Origin of the sequence: Bradyrhizobium sp. RP6, from assembly GCF_003837805.1 — a bacterium.
Taxonomy (GTDB): domain Bacteria; phylum Pseudomonadota; class Alphaproteobacteria; order Rhizobiales; family Xanthobacteraceae; genus Bradyrhizobium.
In genome coordinates, this window is record NZ_RQIT01000020.1 from 67,774 (window position 1) to 84,267 (window position 16,494).

General features: G+C 63.7%; 17 protein-coding genes. 8 read left to right on the forward strand and 9 right to left on the reverse strand.

Annotated features, from left to right (window positions below; genetic code table 11):
• Positions 1-25 precede the first annotated feature (25 nt).
• The 3 genes from EHH60_RS28240 to EHH60_RS28250 all read left to right on the forward strand — a co-directional run bounded on the left by EHH60_RS28240 (position 26) and on the right by EHH60_RS28250 (position 2,799).
• On the forward strand, positions 26-430 hold the full coding sequence (locus tag EHH60_RS28240; protein WP_124162654.1) for a hypothetical protein: 405 nt from the start codon (positions 26-28) through the stop codon (positions 428-430).
• Positions 431-605: 175 nt separating this feature from the next.
• Complete coding sequence (locus EHH60_RS28245) at positions 606-1,853, forward strand: FAD-dependent oxidoreductase (RefSeq protein WP_199752101.1); 1,248 nt, start codon at positions 606-608, stop codon at positions 1,851-1,853.
• Positions 1,854-2,031: 178 nt separating this feature from the next.
• Positions 2,032-2,799, forward strand: coding sequence for an outer membrane protein (locus tag EHH60_RS28250; protein WP_124162655.1), 768 nt, complete (start codon positions 2,032-2,034; stop codon positions 2,797-2,799).
• A gap of 111 nt (positions 2,800-2,910) precedes the next feature.
• Here EHH60_RS28250 and EHH60_RS28255 read toward each other — a convergent pair whose 3' ends face one another.
• From EHH60_RS28255 to parE, 4 genes are all read right to left on the reverse strand, one after another.
• The gene (locus tag EHH60_RS28255; protein WP_124162656.1) at positions 2,911-3,681 is read right to left on the reverse strand and encodes an SDR family NAD(P)-dependent oxidoreductase; all 771 of its coding nucleotides are present in this window, start codon (positions 3,679-3,681) and stop codon (positions 2,911-2,913) included.
• 21 nt (positions 3,682-3,702) lie between these two features.
• The gene (locus EHH60_RS28260) at positions 3,703-3,888 is read right to left on the reverse strand and encodes a hypothetical protein (protein ID WP_124162657.1); all 186 of its coding nucleotides are present in this window, start codon (positions 3,886-3,888) and stop codon (positions 3,703-3,705) included.
• A gap of 308 nt (positions 3,889-4,196) precedes the next feature.
• Entirely contained in the window at positions 4,197-4,979 is a 783-nt protein-coding gene (locus tag EHH60_RS28265; protein ID WP_199752103.1) for an outer membrane protein, read from the reverse strand.
• 447 nt (positions 4,980-5,426) lie between these two features.
• Positions 5,427-7,469 carry a DNA topoisomerase IV subunit B gene (gene parE, locus EHH60_RS28270; protein ID WP_124162659.1) on the reverse strand — a complete coding sequence of 681 codons (2,043 nt, stop codon included), beginning with the start codon at positions 7,467-7,469 and terminating at the stop codon, positions 5,427-5,429.
• 272 nt (positions 7,470-7,741) lie between these two features.
• On the opposite strand from parE, the gene EHH60_RS28275 reads away from it, so the two are divergent.
• Positions 7,742-8,272, forward strand: coding sequence for a DedA family protein (locus tag EHH60_RS28275; RefSeq protein ID WP_124162660.1), 531 nt, complete (start codon positions 7,742-7,744; stop codon positions 8,270-8,272).
• Positions 8,273-8,310: 38 nt separating this feature from the next.
• On the opposite strand, the gene EHH60_RS28280 is transcribed toward EHH60_RS28275, so the two are convergent.
• Complete coding sequence (locus EHH60_RS28280; protein ID WP_124162661.1) at positions 8,311-9,312, reverse strand: MBL fold metallo-hydrolase; 1,002 nt, start codon at positions 9,310-9,312, stop codon at positions 8,311-8,313.
• 78 nt (positions 9,313-9,390) lie between these two features.
• The gene (locus EHH60_RS37245) at positions 9,391-9,567 is read right to left on the reverse strand and encodes a hypothetical protein (protein WP_158626782.1); all 177 of its coding nucleotides are present in this window, start codon (positions 9,565-9,567) and stop codon (positions 9,391-9,393) included.
• 159 nt (positions 9,568-9,726) lie between these two features.
• Here EHH60_RS37245 and EHH60_RS28285 point away from each other — a divergent pair, with 159 nt between their 5' ends.
• The 3 genes from EHH60_RS28285 to argC (EHH60_RS28295) are packed head-to-tail and all read left to right on the forward strand — an operon-like array spanning position 9,727 to position 12,482.
• Positions 9,727-10,410 carry an FMN-binding negative transcriptional regulator gene (locus tag EHH60_RS28285; protein ID WP_124162662.1) on the forward strand — a complete coding sequence of 228 codons (684 nt, stop codon included), beginning with the start codon at positions 9,727-9,729 and terminating at the stop codon, positions 10,408-10,410.
• Positions 10,410-11,456 carry an N-acetyl-gamma-glutamyl-phosphate reductase gene (gene argC, locus EHH60_RS28290; RefSeq protein WP_124162663.1) on the forward strand — a complete coding sequence of 349 codons (1,047 nt, stop codon included), beginning with the start codon at positions 10,410-10,412 and terminating at the stop codon, positions 11,454-11,456. Before EHH60_RS28285 ends, argC (EHH60_RS28290) begins: the two co-directional genes overlap by 1 nt.
• Before the next feature lie 42 nt (positions 11,457-11,498).
• Positions 11,499-12,482 (forward strand): N-acetyl-gamma-glutamyl-phosphate reductase, encoded by a 984-nt coding sequence (gene argC / locus EHH60_RS28295; protein ID WP_124162664.1) that lies wholly within the window; start codon positions 11,499-11,501, stop codon positions 12,480-12,482.
• A 240-nt stretch (positions 12,483-12,722) separates the two neighbouring features.
• On the opposite strand, the gene EHH60_RS28300 is transcribed toward argC (EHH60_RS28295), so the two are convergent.
• From EHH60_RS28300 to EHH60_RS28310, 3 genes are all read right to left on the reverse strand, one after another.
• A complete protein-coding gene (locus EHH60_RS28300; RefSeq protein WP_124162665.1) occupies positions 12,723-13,589 on the reverse strand; it encodes a Rossmann-fold NAD(P)-binding domain-containing protein in 867 nt (288 codons plus the stop codon).
• A gap of 20 nt (positions 13,590-13,609) precedes the next feature.
• The gene (locus EHH60_RS28305; RefSeq protein ID WP_124162666.1) at positions 13,610-14,008 is read right to left on the reverse strand and encodes an MAPEG family protein; all 399 of its coding nucleotides are present in this window, start codon (positions 14,006-14,008) and stop codon (positions 13,610-13,612) included.
• Positions 14,009-14,070: 62 nt separating this feature from the next.
• On the reverse strand, positions 14,071-15,879 hold the full coding sequence (locus EHH60_RS28310) for a PHA/PHB synthase family protein (protein WP_199752105.1): 1,809 nt from the start codon (positions 15,877-15,879) through the stop codon (positions 14,071-14,073).
• 250 nt (positions 15,880-16,129) lie between these two features.
• On the opposite strand from EHH60_RS28310, the gene EHH60_RS28315 reads away from it, so the two are divergent.
• Positions 16,130-16,405: a hypothetical protein gene (locus EHH60_RS28315; RefSeq protein WP_124162667.1), complete on the forward strand. Its 276-nt coding sequence runs from the start codon at positions 16,130-16,132 to the stop codon at positions 16,403-16,405.
• The last annotated feature ends 89 nt before the right edge of the window (positions 16,406-16,494 follow it).

Sequence of the window (16,494 nt, forward strand, 5' to 3'; positions counted from 1 at the left end):
GTCTGTCAAACCAGGGAGACGATCCATGATCCGCAAGTCCATTATCGTAACGATCGCTTGTGCTGCACTGTCGACGGCCGCCTTTGCGCAAGGGGGAGGTGGTGGTGGAGGCGGCGGTGGTTCGGGTGGCGGTGCCGGCGGCGCCAGCGCGGGATCTGCGGCCAGCTCGGGCGCTGGAACGGGCACGTCATCCAGCAGCGCCAATTCGGGACCGTCGGCTCCCTCCGGAATGGGGACGCATGGCACCACGACGGGAGCGAACGTCAATACCAACAACCGCCTGAACAATCCGAACGTTCAGCCTCCGACCGCGAACGGTAAGACCCCCGCGGCGGCGCAAGCCGAGCGAAACTCGGGCGTCGGTCATGCGCCCAATGGGTTGCCGATCGGCAGTCCGGGCACCGGGACCAGCAACGAGGACCAGAAATAGTCATCCCTTTTTCGGGCAAAGGCCCGCGCTCTGCGGGCCTTCTGGTCGGGGATTTGGCGCTGCTGCGAACCAGCCGCGGCGGCTATGGCTGCAAATTGAACTGCGTTCGGCCTGAATCGCGCTAGTATCGTCAGGGATATGTTGATCGATACTCGCATCGCGGATCGCAGCGGCAATGACATCCGACAAACAGCCAAACCAGACCATGAAGGTCCGCTGCTGCATCGTCGGCGGCGGGCCGGCGGGCATGATGCTCGGCTATCTGCTGGGGCGGGCCGGCCTTGACGTGGTCGTGCTGGAGAAGCATGCGGATTTCTTCCGCGACTTCCGCGGCGACACCGTGCATCCCTCGACGCTTCAGGTGATGGACGAGCTCGGCCTGATCGATGGCTTCCTGAAGCTGCCGCATCAGCGCCTGCAGAAGATGGACGGGCTGTTCGGCGGCACACCGGTGCGCATTGCCGATCTCAGCCGGCTCCACACCAAATACCCCTTCATCGCCTTCATGCCGCAATGGGACTTCCTGAATTTCCTGCGCGTGGCCGGCCGGCGCTTCGCCTCGCTCAAGGTGATGATGAGCACGGAGGCGGTGGATCTGATCCGCCGCGGCGAGACGGTCGCCGGGGTGCGGGCGAAGACGCCAGACGGCATCATCGACATCGAGGCCGATCTCACCATTGCCTGCGACGGCCGGCATTCGACGGTGCGCGAGCGCGCCGGACTCGAGGTCGAGGAGATCGGCGCGCCGATGGACGTGCTCTGGTTCCGCGCCGGCCGCAGACCCGACGAGACCGAGAACGTGTTCGCGCGGGTCGAGCCCGGCAAGATGATGATCACCTTCGACCGCGGCGACTATTGGCAATGCGCCTATGTTATCGCCAAGGGACAGCACGAAGCGGTGAAGGCGAGGGGATTGCAGGCGTTGCTTGACGACGTCACGCGCATGGCGCCGATCCTTCGATCCGGCATCACTGATGTGAAGAGCTTTGACGATATCAAGCTGCTCACGGTCGCGATCAACCGGCTTGGGCGCTGGACGCAGCCGGGCCTGCTGTGCATCGGCGACGCCGCGCATGCGATGTCGCCGGTCGGCGGCGTCGGCGTCAATCTCGCCGTGCAGGACGCAGTCGCCACCGCCAATCTGTTGGCGGACAAGCTTCAGCGCGGCTGCCCGTCCGAGAACGAGTTCGATGCTGTCAGGCGCCGACGCGAATTTCCGGTGAAGATGACGCAAGCAATGCAGGTGATCGTGCAGAACAACATCATCAGCGGCGCCTTGCAGGGCGGCGATCGGCCGCTCAAAGTGCCGCTGGTCGTGCGTCTCGTCACCGCGCTGCCGTGGCTTCAGGGCATTCCGGCGCGCCTGCTTGCGCTCGGCGTGCGGCCCGAGCACGTGCATTCGAAGGCCGCACCGGGATACTAGCGTAGGACTTGGTAGGGATAAGGCCGTGCTGAATCGCGCGCGGCGCGTTGCACGTCTGCAACAGCGCCGACGCATTCTCGTGCCGATGCGAGCAGGTCCGCCACGTTAACCGTGTTGATTTCATTTTTAGTAAGAGCCGTCTGTGACCGTGCGTCCATCAAAGGACACGGGGTGTACCATGCGTAACAAATTGATTGCCGCCTTCGCCTGCACGACAGCTCTGGTTTCGACCGGCGCGGCTTCCGCCGCCGATCTCGGTGCGCGCTACACGAAGGCGCCCGCCTATGTCGAGCCGCTGTTCAACTGGACCGGCTTCTATGTTGGTGGTCACATCGGCGGCGCATGGACCAACGAGCAGTTCACCAACAACGGGACCGGCGCAGCGTTCGGCGATCTTTCGCCGGGCGATAGCTTCCGTCAGCGCAACTCGGGCGTCATGGGCGGCGCGCAGATCGGCTACAACTGGCAGGCCAACAACTACGTGTTCGGCATTGAAGGGACGATCTCCGGCCTCGACAACAAGGGCACGGTCGTCAACAACGTGTTTGGCGCCGCGGACGACGTGTTCTCCTGGCGCGCCAACGTGCTCGCGACCGTCGTCGGTCGCGCCGGCTTCGCCGTGCAGAACAACCTGTTCTACTTCAAGGGCGGCTATGCCGGCGTGAACAACCGTCTCTCGGTGACCGACACCGCCGGTGTGGCGACGGGTTCGGGCGAACAGACACACTGGGCCAACGGCTGGACCGTCGGCGCCGGCTGGGAATACGGCGTCACCCGCAACTGGATCGTCGGCCTCGAATACAACTATGCGGCCTTCGGCAGCCAGACCTATCAGCTCGGCGGCACCTCGGGTAACTACACCTTCGATGCCAAGCCGCGCGACATCCAATGGGCCGTCGTGCGCGCGAGCTACAAGTTCGACGCGCCGACCATCGGCCGCTACTGAGCACGTCGACGCAACGCGACCAACGATCAAGAAAAGCACTGCAAATTTCAAAAGCCCCGGCATGGTCCGGGGCTTCTTTTCTGCGTCGTTTGATTGCGGGCGCGCGCGGCTTCAGGCCATCACCGAGAAGCCGCCGTCGACGGGGATCGCGGTGCCCGTGACGAAGTTCGACGCGGGCGAAGCGAGGAACACGGCGATGCCGGCGAAGTCGTCGATGTCGCCCCAACGCCCTGCAGGCGTGCGCGCAAGCACGCGCTCGTGCAGCCCCGAGACCTGCTGCCGGGCGCCGCGGGTGAGATCGGTGTCGATCCAGCCCGGCAGGATGGCGTTGACCTGGATGTTGTCGGGCGCCCAAGCGTTGGCGCAGGCGCGGGTGTACTGCACGATGCCGCCCTTGCTCGCCGCATAGGCCGTCGCGAAGCTCGCGCCGAAGATCGACATCATCGAGCCGATATTGATCACCTTGCCGTTGCCGGACGCCTTCAGCGCCGGATAGGCCAGCTTCGAGCACACGAAGGCGCTGGTGAGGTTGGTGTCGATCACCTTGTTCCACTCGTCGAGCTCGAGCTCGTGCGGCGGCTTGCGGATGCTCATGCCGGCATTGTTGATGAGCACGTCGATGCGGCCGAGTTCTCCGACGACGCGCTCGACCATTGCGGCCACCGCCGCTTTGTCGGTCACGTCGGTTGTGACGGCGATGGCTTTCACGCCGCGCTGTTTGAGATCGGCGACGGCTGCGGCGGACTTGGTCTCGTTGCGTCCGACCACGGCGATGTCGGCGCCGGCGTCGGCAAGGCCGCGCGCCATGCCGAGGCCGATGCCGCCGTTGCCTCCCGTGACGATCGCCACCTTGCCGCGAAGATCGAACCGGCTGGATGTCATGCTGTCATTCCCTGGTTTCTTTTATTGGTTGCTCTGCCAGATCAGCACCAGCCCGAATCCGGCCATGGCTGCGCCATAGCCGGCCCATTGCAACTGGTTGACCATGAAGCTCGATCGCGGCCACGGAACGCTGCCCGTGCCCTGTCCGATCCAGAGCAGCCCGATGGCAGTCGCAAGCAGGCCTGCGGCCAGCAGAAATCTGCGCATGGATTCCTCCCATCGGTCCGCTTTTGTCAGCGGCGCGGCGACGAAGGATCGCCGCCGCCGCGAAAGCTTGAGCGCACACTAACCGTAGCTTCGGTTCGGATACAATGGCGGCACCGGCGCAAGCTGCCGGCGGGGAGGGAGCGTGTTCCCTGAAAAGGCAACGCGCCGCCGGGCGATCGGCAGTTCCGATGATCGGCGGTGGAGCCCGGCTCGCCGTACAGGTCATTCCTGGCGAGTGTCGGTCGTCTGGCCCAAAACGAAAAAGCCCCGGCGATGCCGGGGCTTTGACGTTTGATCGTGAGATCGGATCAGTACTTCGCGACGACCGGACCGGTCCAATTGAAGCGATAGACCAGCGAGGTCGAGATCGTCTGATTCCAGCTGTTGGCGCGGATGCTGTTGCCGACCGGAAGGTTGCTGCCGTCGAACAGTTCGTCCTGAGTCTTGGCATTGTAGAAAGCCGAACGATACTCGGTCTTCATGAACCAGCCGGGCGAGGTGATGCCGAAGATGTTCAGGCTGTTCTCCACGCCGCCACCCACGAACCAGCCATGCCGATCATAGCTGCTGAGATGGACACCCACGGGCGTGCCGCCCAGCGTCGTGAAGTTGGTCTGGCCGAAATGAGCGCCGGAGTAACCACCGTTGACGTAGGACAAAACGTTCGGAGCGACCAGCCAACCGAGGCGAACACCCGCGGCCCAGGAGGTTTCCAGCTTCTGGTTGCCGGTGATACCGAGGGTCGGATCCTGGATGGTGGCGCGGATGCTGCCGAACTGACCGTCGGCGAACACACCAGCGACCCAAGTGCCGCTGAACTGCCAGTCGTAGCCGGCGCCGACGGTGCCGAACCAGCCCGAGCCGCCCTGGCGCTGGGTGATCGTCAGCGGGGTGCCCGTGGCGGTGTCGACAACGCTCTGGTCGGCATTCGAGAGGCCGCCGCCGCCACCGCCGAACACGTAGAAGCCGGTCCAGTTGGCAACGGGCGCCGGCATCGGGGCCTTCACGTAGGGACGGGCGCCAAGGTCTGCCGCCGAGGCCGAACCGGTCATTGCCGCAACCGCGGTCAGAGCGAGCAAAGTCTTCTTCATGTTAAAATCCCCAACCTTGGTCTGTCGTACCAGGCGCGAGCGCGCTGAAGTTCGTGTCATCTGATGGTCGGACTATAGACGGTTCTGACCGAAAAGCTGTTGCCGGGCAGGCACAGTCGCCGGAAAACGCCGGTGTCGGAGTATTTCAGGTTGCATCACTCGCATCTAAAATAAACCAGAAGATTCAATAAGTTGATGGGAATTTCAGAGCTTCGATTTCGGGTAATGTGTCGTTAGCAAAGTCAGCTTTGTCCGAAATGGAGGCCATCCTGCCTCGGCTTTGCGCCTGCGAGTCGCCAGGCGAATCGCCATGCGACGATTTCGGGAATCAACGGAAACACGGGGTTCTTCCCGGCAACGCTGCCGGACAATGCGGTCGTCCCTCAAACGAGACAGCCCCGGCCTTGGCCGGGGCTGTCTCGGAATACGGGCGACGCGTTTGAGGCCTCAGACGTCCAGCAGCTCTTCGCTGGCAAATTCGGCCTTGTCCGAGATGAAGGCGAACCGCGCCTCGGCCTTGGTGCCCATCAGCCGCTCCACCGAATCCGCGGTGGTGTCGCGGTCGTCGGCGAGCAGGACCACTTTGAGCAGCGTCCGCTTGCTCGGATCCATGGTGGTTTCCTTGAGCTGCGCCGGCATCATCTCTCCGAGGCCTTTGAAGCGGTTCACCTCGACCTTGGCGTTGGCGTTGAACGCGGTCTTGATCAACTCGTCCTTGTGCTTGTCGTCGCGGGCGTAGACCGATTTGGTGCCGTGCGTGAGCTTATAGAGCGGCGGCACCGCGAGGAAGAGGTGACCCTCGTCGATCAGCCGCGGCATCTGCCGATAGAAGAAGGTGATCAGGAGCGAAGCGATGTGCGCGCCGTCGACGTCGGCGTCGGTCATGATGATGATGCGCTGGTAGCGCAGATCCTCCTCGCGATACTGCGCCAGCGTTCCGCATCCGATCGCCTGCACGAGGTCGGAGAGCTGGGCGTTCGCCGTCAGCTTGTCCTTGCCGGCGGAGGCGACGTTGAGGATCTTGCCGCGCAGCGGCAGCACGGCCTGGGTCTTGCGGTCGCGCGCCTGCTTGGCGCTGCCGCCGGCCGAGTCGCCCTCGACGATGAACAGCTCCGAGCCATCGGTGCCGGCGTCGGTGCAGTCGGCGAGCTTGCCGGGCAGGCGCAGCTTCTTGCCCGCGGTTTTTCGCGCGGTCTCTTTCTCTTGCCTCCGCCGCAGCCGTTCCTCGGCGCGGTCGATCACGAAGTCGAGCAGCCGATTGGCCATGTTCGGATTGCCCGACAGCCAATGGTCGAACGGATCCTTCATCGCCTGCTCGACGATGCGCTGCGCTTCCGCGGTGGCGAGACGGTCCTTGGTCTGGCCCTGGAATTCCGGCTCGCGCACGAACACCGACAGCATCACGGCGGCGCCGACCATCACGTCTTCGGAGGTGACGGAGGCTGCACGCTTGCCCTGACCGACGCGCTCGGCGTGATCCTTCAGGCCGCGCAGCAGTGCGCTGCGCAGGCCGGATTCGTGCGTGCCGCCATCCGGCGTCGGCACGGTGTTGGTGTAGGAGGAGAGGAAGCCGTCGGCATCCGCGGTCCAGGCCACGGCCCATTCACAGGCGCCATGCGCGCCGTTGCGGCCCGACTTGCCGGAGAAGATGTCGGGATGCACCAGCGTATCGGCGTGGATCGCCGCGGCGAGATAATCCTTGAGGCCGCCGGGGAAGTGGAACGTCGCTTCGGCCGGCACGTCCTCGATGCCCTTGAGCAGCTCGGGCGCGCAGTTCCAGCGGATCTCGACGCCGCCGAACAGATAGGCTTTCGAGCGCGTCATCTTGAACAGGCGCTGCGGCTTGAACGCGGCCTTGGCGCCGAAGATATCGGTGTCGGGCTTGAAGCGCACGCGCGTGCCGCGGCGGTTGTTGACCTTGCCGAGGTCCTCGAGCTTGCCCTTCGGGTGGCCGCGCTCGAACGTCATGCGGTAGAGTTTCTGGCTGCGCGCGACCTCGACCTCGAGACGCGAGGAGAGGGCGTTCACCACGGAGATGCCGACGCCGTGCAGGCCGCCCGAGGTCTCATAGACCTTGCTGTCGAACTTTCCGCCCGAATGCAGCGTGCACATGATGACTTCGAGTGCCGACTTCTTCGGGAATTTCGGGTGAGGATCGATCGGGATGCCGCGGCCGTTGTCGGTCACGGTCAGGAACCCGTCAGCGCTCAACTCGACTTCGATGAAGGTCGCGTGCCCGGCCAGCGCCTCGTCCATCGAGTTGTCGATGACTTCGGCGAACAGGTGATGCAGCGCCTTCTCGTCGGTGCCGCCGATATACATGCCGGGCCGGCGCCGCACCGGCTCCAGGCCTTCGAGCACCTCGATGTCGGCCGCCGTGTAGTCGGCTTCCCCGCCGCTTCCGCGCAGCGCCGCCCTGGCGGCGCGGGGTTTCGGCTCGTCGCCGCCGAAAAAGTCGTCTTTTGCTTTGGGCTTCAACTGCTTGGACATATATCTTGATGTGTTTTGAGGGCCGCATAAGCGGCGAATCGGTTAGGCCGACTATGCCACTTCTGCCTTGGAAAGGTTACCGCAGACGGGGCTGGCGGTGTGGGTTGGGAGCCAAACCCGGCGATTTTACGCCGCAGGACCACAAGTTCCCGGCAATTTGACGGTTCGCTCGCGTGATGTCGGGTTTTGTGACTTGATGTCACACAAGTCCTTGGCTTACCAGTCCTTTTCATCGAGCAGCACCTTGAGACGGGGCGGGAAGGCTATTTTTGATGGAGCAATTTGCGCACGCCCTGGCTGATTTCGTGCGCGTTCACCAGGCTTGGGCGGCACCGATCGTGTTTCTGCTCGCCTTCGGGGAGTCGCTTGCGTTCATCTCGTTGCTGGTTCCGGCCTGGGGCGCGCTGGTGGCTATCGGCGCGCTGATCGGGGTCAGCGGCATCAGTTTCTTTCCGGTCTGGATTGCCGGCGGCCTCGGCGCGGCGCTGGGCGACTGGGTCTCCTACTGGTTCGGCTACCGCTACAAGGAGAGGGTTGCCCAGATGTGGCCGCTTTCGCGCTATCCGGACCTGCTGCCGAGAGGCGAGGCTTTCGTGCGCAGCTGGGGCATACCCAGCATCTTCATCGGGCGCTTCTTCGGCCCCTTGCGCGCCTCCGTGCCGCTCGCGGCCGGCATCTTCGAGATGCCCTATTGGAGCTTCCAGGCCGCCAATTTCGTCTCGGCCCTGATCTGGTCGGCCGTGCTCCTGCTGTTCGGCGACGTGCTTGCCAAGCTCATGGAATGGATCTGGCGCGTGATCTGACCGGCAACCGGGCCGCCAGGTCAGGTGTCAGGCGAAGCCTACAGCGATGCGTTCCAGATCGCGGGGATCCAGCGATAGCCCGAGCCGTCCTTCTCCTTCTCGACCCGGACGAGACCGGGGAAGGCGGCGTGGAAGGCCTGGATCGGCATCTTCTCGGCAATCGCCATGTCGTAGAGCTTGCGGCGCGTCTGCTGGGCCAGCGGTTTGTCGACGTCGGATGCGATGTTCCATTCGGGATGCTTCACGAACAGGAACGCCGCGCCCGCGGTGATGTCCACCTGCACCAGCACCTTCTCGGCGCCGGAGGCGACTATGAAGGAATTGTGGCCCGGCGTGTGGCCGGGGCTCGCCACCGAGGTGATACCGGGCGCGACTTCCTTGCCGGCCTCATATTGCGTGACCTTGCGGCCCAGGGCATCGAACACGCCGCGGATGTTCTTGAAATTGTTCTCGAGGATCGGGTTGCCCATCCCCTTGCTCATCTCGCCGTCGTCCATCCAGAACTTCCATTCCACCGCCGGCACCATGATCTCGGCATTGGGAAAGGCGGGCTTGTTCTCGGCCGCCAGCAGGCCGTTAATGTGGTCGCCATGGAAGTGGGAGATGATGACGGTATCGACCGCCGCGCGGTCGATACCAGCGGCGGCGAGATTGTTTTGGAATTGGCCGACCTTGCCCTTCGTCTGCGTGAACTGGTCGGGACCGAGACCGGTATCGATGACGACGAGCTTCGGTCCGGTGTTGACCACGACCGGGTTGAATGTGTGGGTGACCTTGTCGGCCGGCAGGTGGTGCTCGGCGAACACTTTGTTGATGTCATCCTTGCTGGCGCCGGCGGCGTAATTGTCCGTCAGATTGACGGTCGCAACGCCGTCGCAGACCACCGTGACCTGATGAGTGCCGACGTTGTAGCGATAGAAGCTCGCATTCTGCTTATCTGCCAGCGGCGCGGCTGCGCTCGCGGGCGAAATCTTCACGAAAGGCAGGAACGCCGATGCGGCGGCGCCGGCTAGCGTTGCGCGACGAGTAATCTCGGTCATGGTGATGTCCTGAGGCTGGGTGCGAACGGCTCGGGGCCGGCGAAGAGGTTGTGTCCCGCCGGTCGTTCTCGAAAACCCCTATTGCTGGTCGAAATTCCACGGCGGCCCGATGACATCTGTGCGCATCCTGCCGTCGCGCGTGCGGCATCCTGCCGTCGCGCGTGCGGCATCCTGCCGTCCCACTGAACCGATTTGCTCTTGACCATGGAACCTGCTGGCATTATAGCCGCGCGCCATGATCAACGCCGCGACCATTCTGTTCGCCCGTCGCCGCCGCCGCAGCTTAGCGGTTTGGGCGGTCGATCGCGTTTGAGATCATCGTCTTTGCCGCTGGACCCGATCCGCGGCATTCTCTCTCCTGTCAGCGCGATCTGATCCGGCGGCTCCCCCAGGGAGGCCCAGCAGGAGATTACGATGTACACACCGCCCTTTTTCAAGCAGGACCGCGCCGCGAGCCTGAAGTTTGCCGACGAGCGCGGCTTCGGGACCGTGTGCGCCTTCGACGGCAAGCGGCCGATCGCCTCGCCGTTGCCGTTCTACTTGACCTATGCTGCAGACGGCACGCCGCAGACCGCCTTTCATCTCGCCCGTCACAATCCACTGCTAAAGCTGGCGGGCGGCGGTGCGTCGTGGCTGCTCGCGGTCAACGGCCCGGACGCCTATGTATCGCCGGACTGGTACGTCTCGCCGGATCAGGTTCCGACCTGGCTCTACCAGTCGGTGCATCTGAGCGGGCCGGTTCGGCTGTTGTCGGATGACGAACTGGCGGTGCAACTCGACAGGCTCAGCGCCAAGTTCGAGAGCTGGCTGCTGCCGAAGCTGCCATGGACGTCGGGCAAGATGACCGCCGGGCGGTTCGAGGCGATGAAGAAGGCGATCGTGGGTCTGGTCATGACGGTTGAAGAGGTCGAGGGCAGCTTCAAGCTGAACCAGCACAAGTCGGATGCCGACTATGCGGCGATCGCCAATACACTCGGCGCGCAAACGGATCCGGACTCGCGCACGATCGCAGGCCTGATGCGCGAAGCAAGACCGTTGGCCTTCGCAACAGACACGGTACAAGCGCAGCAAGCGATGACGCCTGAAGGGGGCGTGTGATGAGCAGGAAGAAGATCGGCATTCTTGGTGCGTCCGGCTACACCGGAGCCGACGCGGTGCGCCTTCTGGCGCGGCATCCGAACGCCGAGATCACGGCAGTCACCGCCAACACCCATGCAGGCAAGGCCATGAGCGAGGTGTTTCCGCACTTCTTCATGCTCGACCTGCCGGAACTCGTGGAGTGGGAAAAGGTCGACTGGACCAAGCTCGACGCGGTGCTCTGCGGGCTGCCGCACGGCACCACGCAGGAGATCATCGCGGCCGTGCTCAAGGCCAATCCCAAGATCAAGATCCTCGACATGTCCGCGGATTTCCGGCTGCGCAACAAGGACACCTATGCGCAGTGGTACGGCCATGAGCATCGCGCGCTCGAGCTGCAAGGCGAGGCTGTCTATGGGTTGACCGAATTCTACCGAGAGAAGATCACTTCCGCTCGGCTGGTCGCCTGTCCCGGTTGCTATCCGACCGCGGTCCTGCTGGCGCTAGTGCCGCTGGCGAAGGCCAAGCTAATCGACGTGAACGACATCGTCATCGACGCGAAATCGGGCCTCACCGGCGCCGGCCGGGGGCTGAAGCAGAACACGCTGTTCAGCGAAGCGGGCGAGGGGCTGTCGCCCTATTCGGTCGGCACTCACCGGCACGCGCCCGAGATCGAGCAGGAAATCAGCCTCGCGGCTGGCGCCGCGGTGACGGTGAATTTCACGCCGCATCTGATTCCGATGGCGCGAGGCGAATTCTGCACCTCCTACGTCAAGCTCAACGGTGCAACGCCCGACGATCTGCGGGCGGCGCTGCAGACTGCCTACGCCAACGAGCCGTTCGTGCATGTCGCCAAGAAGGGCGTGCTGCCGCAGACGCAGAACGTGCGCGGCTCCAACCATGTTCAGATCGGCGTCGTCGCTGACCGCATCAAGGATCGAGCGATCGTGCTTTCGACGCTCGACAATCTGGTGAAGGGCTCGGCTGGTCAGGCGATCCAGAACATGAACCTGATGTTTGGATTTCCTGAGACCGCCGGCCTGGAGCAGATCGCGCTGTTTCCATAAGGCGAGGCGCCACGACACGAACAAGCTCGAAAGGAGCGTATCATGAGCCTAACGGACACCGCCAAAGCCCCGTCGACCGGCGCTGCCAAGAAACCGGCCACCGTCTTCGTCGACGGCGGTTCCGGCACCACCGGCCTCGGCATCAACGAGCGGCTGAAGCACCAGAACGACGTCGTCGTGAAGACGCTTCCCGACGACAAGCGCAAGGACCCCGCGGCCAAGAAGGCGCTGATGGAGGAGGTGGACCTCGTCATCCTCTGCCTGCCCGACGATGCCGCCAAGGAAACCATTGCGCTGGTCGACAGCATGGGCACGTCGGCGCCGAAGGTGCTGGACGCTTCGACGGCGTACCGGGTCGCGCCGGACTGGGCCTACGGCTTTCCCGAGTTGACCCCGGACCAGGCCGGCAAGATCAAGGCGGCGAAGAAGGTCTCCAATCCCGGCTGCTATCCGACCGGCGCGATCGCGCTGCTGCGGCCGATCGTCGATGCCGGCCTGCTGCCGCCTGACTATCCCGTCACCGTCAACGCGGTGAGCGGCTATTCCGGCGGTGGCAAGTCGATGATCGCAAGCTTCGAGGATGGCAGCGCGCCGTCCTTCGAGCTCTACGGCCTCGGCTTCGAGCACAAGCACCTGCCCGAGATGCAGCTCTATTCGAACCTGACGCGGCGGCCGATCTTCATTCCCTCGGTCGGCAACTACCGGCAAGGCATGCTGGTCTCGGTGCCGCTGCAGCTCGACGCGCTGCCGGGCAAGCCTGGCGGGGCCGACCTGCAGGCGGCGATGGCAAAGCGCTACGCCGGGTCGAAATACGTCAAGGTGATGCCGCTCCAGAACGAGGCGACCAAGGCCGGCCGGCTCGAGCCGGAGGCGCTCAACGAGACCAACATGCTCGAACTCTACGTCTTCGCCAGCGACAAGTACCATCAGGCACTGCTGGTTGCCCGGCTCGACAATCTCGGCAAGGGCGCCTCCGGCGCAGCCGTGCAGAACATGCGGCTGATGCTGGGACTGCCGGAGGAGTAGGGTTCACTCCGGTGTGCCCCGGACGCAGCGCGGCACCTCTTCGGTGATGCGCTGCAGAGCCGGGGCCCATGCGTCCTGCTTGGTTTGCGGCTTTCTGGGTCGCGGCTCGCGCTTCGCGCGTGCGGGACACGAGACCTCAATGCTTCGCGATGACCGGACCGCCGAAGCGATCCGGGTCGTGACCAGGTCGACATCCTGGCCGATGCGGTCGAGGCGCGAGAACGTGCCGACCGGCACCAGCTATGCGGCGACCCATTCCAGCAGGGCGTTTTGCGCGTGGAGCAGGAAAGCCTTCGCGGCCGTGCTCTGACATGCAGGGTGGGTCATCGCGGTGGCGTTAACCTCCTTGCCTCTGGTCACGGGCGGGCAGGGCAGGAAAATGACGTCGCGACGGCAGCTGTCGAGGAGGGGCGCCGATATCTGGTATTGAAGGAGTTGACCCGCCCGTCCGCCATCGGGCCAGCAATCCGTGATGATCACATCCGCATCGAGCAAGCTGTCCAGACTGGTGCTCGTGGCGAAGTTGGGACACGCGATATCCTTGATGTGCCAGTCTTCCGCATAGATCTGCGTCACCTGGATCGGCAGCGAGATCGAGGCTTCGACCCAAGACCGCAGAATGTTGGCGTCTGGAGCGACACCGACAACCTTAAGGCCCTCCAGCGATCCGCGCTTGTCGTTGACATAGGCGAGATCGCCGAGTGTCTCGCAGGGGTGATTGGATCGCGTTCTGGCGTTGATCACCGGGGCGGTGGCGTGCGCTGCAAGCTCGTGCAAGGTCGACAATTCCCGGGTGCGCACGATCAGGATGTCGAACCAGTTGTCCAGATACTTGGCGAGATCAGCTGTAGTCTCATGGACATTGAACCGGAGCGGAGGCTGTACCGAGATGCCTCCCATGGCTCTGACGCCGAGATCGAATGCGGTCGTATTGCGCCAGCCGCCGTCGTCGACGATGACGGCAACGCGTTTGCCGGCGAGGCTCTGCGGCATGGCGCGGTCCATCCACGCCGCCGCCAGCACCTGTGCGCGCGCAACAATCGACAGGATCGTATCAGCATCGAGATCCTGAAACCGGAGAAAGTCCCGGCTGGATTCCCTAGGCATGAACCCGCATCGGAGCGACTTCAAACCAATCCGAAGATCGCCAGCGCCAGCGCAGCCTGGGCGAGGAAGCCGACGGTGAAGGCCAGGGTGCGGAACACCGGGATTCCCATCGCGTAGACGATGATATGTGCGACGCGCGACCAGAAATAAACGGCGCAGGCGAGCACGGTCCATTTCGTGGAATAGTCGATCGCGTTCAGGATCAGCACCAGCGGCGCGAAGATCACGAGGTTCTCGACCGCGTTGTCATGCGCGAACATCAGCCGGTTCGCCCACTCCGCCTGCGGCTTGTCGCCGCGCGACGGGTTGGCCATGGCACCGTTAAGCCCGCGAACCTGGCAGCGATTGATGATGTAGGGAATCCATAGGATCCCGGTCAGGATCACCGTCAGTGTCAGCCAGAACAATTCGCGCGTCATAGTCCGGTTCCCTCAGTCGTCACGGTGCTGCAAGCGAGCTTATACAAGCGCGGGGGATTCCGCTACGCGCGAACCCTGACATAGCTGCCGGGTGCGTCCTCGATCGGTGGGAATGCTTCGCTGCCGACTGCGCGCGCCGGGACTTCCTCGGGATCGAGCTCGCCCAGCCATTGGCGCCAGTCCGGCCACCACGAGCCTTTGTGCTCCACGGCGCCCTTCATCCACTGCGCGACGTTGAGGTCCTTGATGTTGTCGTTGGTCCAGTACTGGTACTTGTTCGAGGCGGGCGGATTGACGACGCCGGCGATGTGGCCGGAGCCGGACAGGACGTACTTCACCGGGCCGCCGAAGAATTGCGAGCCGTACAGCACCGATTCAGCTGGTGCGATGTGGTCCTCGCGGGTGGCGAGATTGTAGACGGGCACCTTCACCTTGGAGAGATCGAGCAGGGTGTTGTCGAGCACCAGCGTGCCGGTGGAGAGCCGGTTCTCCAGATAGCAATTGCGCAAGTAATAGGAATGGTTGGCCGCGGTCATCCGCGTCGCGTCAGAATTCCAGTGCAGCAGGTCGAACGCGCTCGGCTGCTGGCCCTTCAGATAGTTGCTGACGACGTAAGACCAGATCAGGTCGTTGGAGCGCAGCATGTTGAAGGCCATTGCCATCTTCGAGCCTTCGAGCACCCCGGCGGCCCTCATGTCCTGCTCGAGCGCCGAGATCTGCTCCTCGTCGACGAACACGAGGAGATCGCCCGCATGGGTGAAATCGATCTGGGCGGCGAAGAACGTCGCGGACGACACGCGCTGGCGGCGCTTCTCGGCGAGCCAGGCCAGCGTGGTCGCGAGCATGGTGCCGCCGACGCAGTAGCCGGCGGTGTGCACCTTCATCTCGCCGGTGACCTTCTCGATCACGTCCATCGCCGTGAGCGGGCCCTCCTTCATGTAGTCTTCCCAGCTCTTGTTGCCGAGCCGCTTGTCGGGATTGACCCATGAGATCACGAACACGGTGATGCCCTGATCGACGCACCACTTGATGTAGGATTTCTCCGGCTTGAGATCGAGGATGTAGAATTTGTTGATCCAGGGCGGCACGATCAGGAGCGGTGTGCGCAGCACCTTCTCCGTGGTCGGCGAATACTGGATCAGCTGCATCATCTCGTTCTGGTAGATCACCTTGCCAGGCGTCGTTGCCATGTTGACGCCGACGACGAGATTGTCCGGATCGGACTGCCGGATCTTCAGCATGCCCTTGCCGGCCGCGATATCCTCCGCCAGCATCTTCAGGCCGCGGGCGAGGTTCTCGCCGCTGCTGGCCACCGTCTCGCGCAGCACCTCCGGATTGGTCAGCACGAAATTGGACGGCGACAATGCGTTGATGACCTGCTGGACGTAGAACTCCGCCTTGCGGCGGGTCTGCGGATCGAGCCCTTCGGCATCGCGCACCAGCTCCTGCGCCCATTTGGTCGTGAGCAGATAGAGCTGCATGACGAAGTCGAAGAACTGGTTCGACTTCCATTCCGGATCGGCAAAGCGCTTGTCGCGCGGCGAGGGCGCGATCGCGGGCTGGACGTCCTGGCCGGCCATGCGGCGCACCGCCGAGCCCCAGAGGTCGAGATAGTCCTTGGCGAGCTTGGTCTGGAGATCGGAGGAGCGGGAGGTGTCCGACAGCCAGTATTCGGCGACCGACGTGAAGGTCCTGACGACCTCGGCAAGCTCGGCCGGCGGGCGATCCTGCACCTCGCCGCTCTCGCGCGGCTTGAGATAAGCGGCGAGCGCCTTGCCGCCGCTCTCCATCGCCCGCGCGACATTCATCGCGAAGGCTTCCGCGTCGAACTTCGTCCCGGGTTTCGGCGTGTCGGTCGTGGCCATGCTCATGAGCAGAACAGTAACGATTCATTCCGTATTCGTCACCGCGAAGCTCGCATGTTTGACGTTAAACACTCTCGAAGATGTGTTGCACTGCGACAAATTTTCTTGGTTCCGTCACAATCGGGCCGCACCGCTCGTCTTGTTGGGCAAGGGCTATTTTCTCGCTCGCTCCATTTGGGCAGCAATGGTTTGAGCTTGGGCGCGGTCTTGGGTAAGGTTGCCCGGGGCCGTGCGTTGGGAGTAGGGGATTTCCCAAGTGTTGGCGTTATGGGACCTGCAAAAGACGCGGCCGATCTGTGGCGCGCTGCTGATCACGGCGTTTGCCCTCGGCGGATGCTCGAGCCAGCTCGCGGATTTGACGCCGGCGGATGCGCAGTCGCATGTCAGGGAGCCCGGCACCTATCTGCCGGTGCACGACCTGCCGCCGGATCGCGATGAGGCGATCATCCCGCCGGAGCAGCGCGCCAAGATAGAGGCCGAGCTCGCTGCTGCACGCGAGCGCCAGGCGGTGGCTGCCAAGGACGCCAAATAAGGCGCTGCAAGGTAATCGCTGGCGCCTCCGGCTTGCCGTGCTAAAAGATCTCGGTTCAGCCAAGAGTCAGGGCGAACGACTTCAGTCCT

Coding starts and splice junctions, on each gene's coding strand:
- EHH60_RS28240 (WP_124162654.1), top strand. CDS start 26: ATGATCCGCAAGTCCATTATCGTAACGATCGCTTGTGCTGCACTGTCG.
- EHH60_RS28245 (WP_199752101.1), top strand. CDS start 606: ATGACATCCGACAAACAGCCAAACCAGACCATGAAGGTCCGCTGCTGC.
- EHH60_RS28250 (WP_124162655.1), top strand. CDS start 2,032: ATGCGTAACAAATTGATTGCCGCCTTCGCCTGCACGACAGCTCTGGTT.
- EHH60_RS28255 (WP_124162656.1), bottom strand. CDS start 3,681: ATGACATCCAGCCGGTTCGATCTTCGCGGCAAGGTGGCGATCGTCACG.
- EHH60_RS28260 (WP_124162657.1), bottom strand. CDS start 3,888: ATGCGCAGATTTCTGCTGGCCGCAGGCCTGCTTGCGACTGCCATCGGG.
- EHH60_RS28265 (WP_199752103.1), bottom strand. CDS start 4,979: ATGAAGAAGACTTTGCTCGCTCTGACCGCGGTTGCGGCAATGACCGGT.
- parE (WP_124162659.1), bottom strand. CDS start 7,469: ATGTCCAAGCAGTTGAAGCCCAAAGCAAAAGACGACTTTTTCGGCGGC.
- EHH60_RS28275 (WP_124162660.1), top strand. CDS start 7,742: ATGGAGCAATTTGCGCACGCCCTGGCTGATTTCGTGCGCGTTCACCAG.
- EHH60_RS28280 (WP_124162661.1), bottom strand. CDS start 9,312: ATGACCGAGATTACTCGTCGCGCAACGCTAGCCGGCGCCGCCGCATCG.
- EHH60_RS37245 (WP_158626782.1), bottom strand. CDS start 9,567: ATGGTCGCGGCGTTGATCATGGCGCGCGGCTATAATGCCAGCAGGTTC.
- EHH60_RS28285 (WP_124162662.1), top strand. CDS start 9,727: ATGTACACACCGCCCTTTTTCAAGCAGGACCGCGCCGCGAGCCTGAAG.
- argC (WP_124162663.1), top strand. CDS start 10,410: ATGAGCAGGAAGAAGATCGGCATTCTTGGTGCGTCCGGCTACACCGGA.
- argC (WP_124162664.1), top strand. CDS start 11,499: ATGAGCCTAACGGACACCGCCAAAGCCCCGTCGACCGGCGCTGCCAAG.
- EHH60_RS28300 (WP_124162665.1), bottom strand. CDS start 13,589: ATGCCTAGGGAATCCAGCCGGGACTTTCTCCGGTTTCAGGATCTCGAT.
- EHH60_RS28305 (WP_124162666.1), bottom strand. CDS start 14,008: ATGACGCGCGAATTGTTCTGGCTGACACTGACGGTGATCCTGACCGGG.
- EHH60_RS28310 (WP_199752105.1), bottom strand. CDS start 15,879: ATGAGCATGGCCACGACCGACACGCCGAAACCCGGGACGAAGTTCGAC.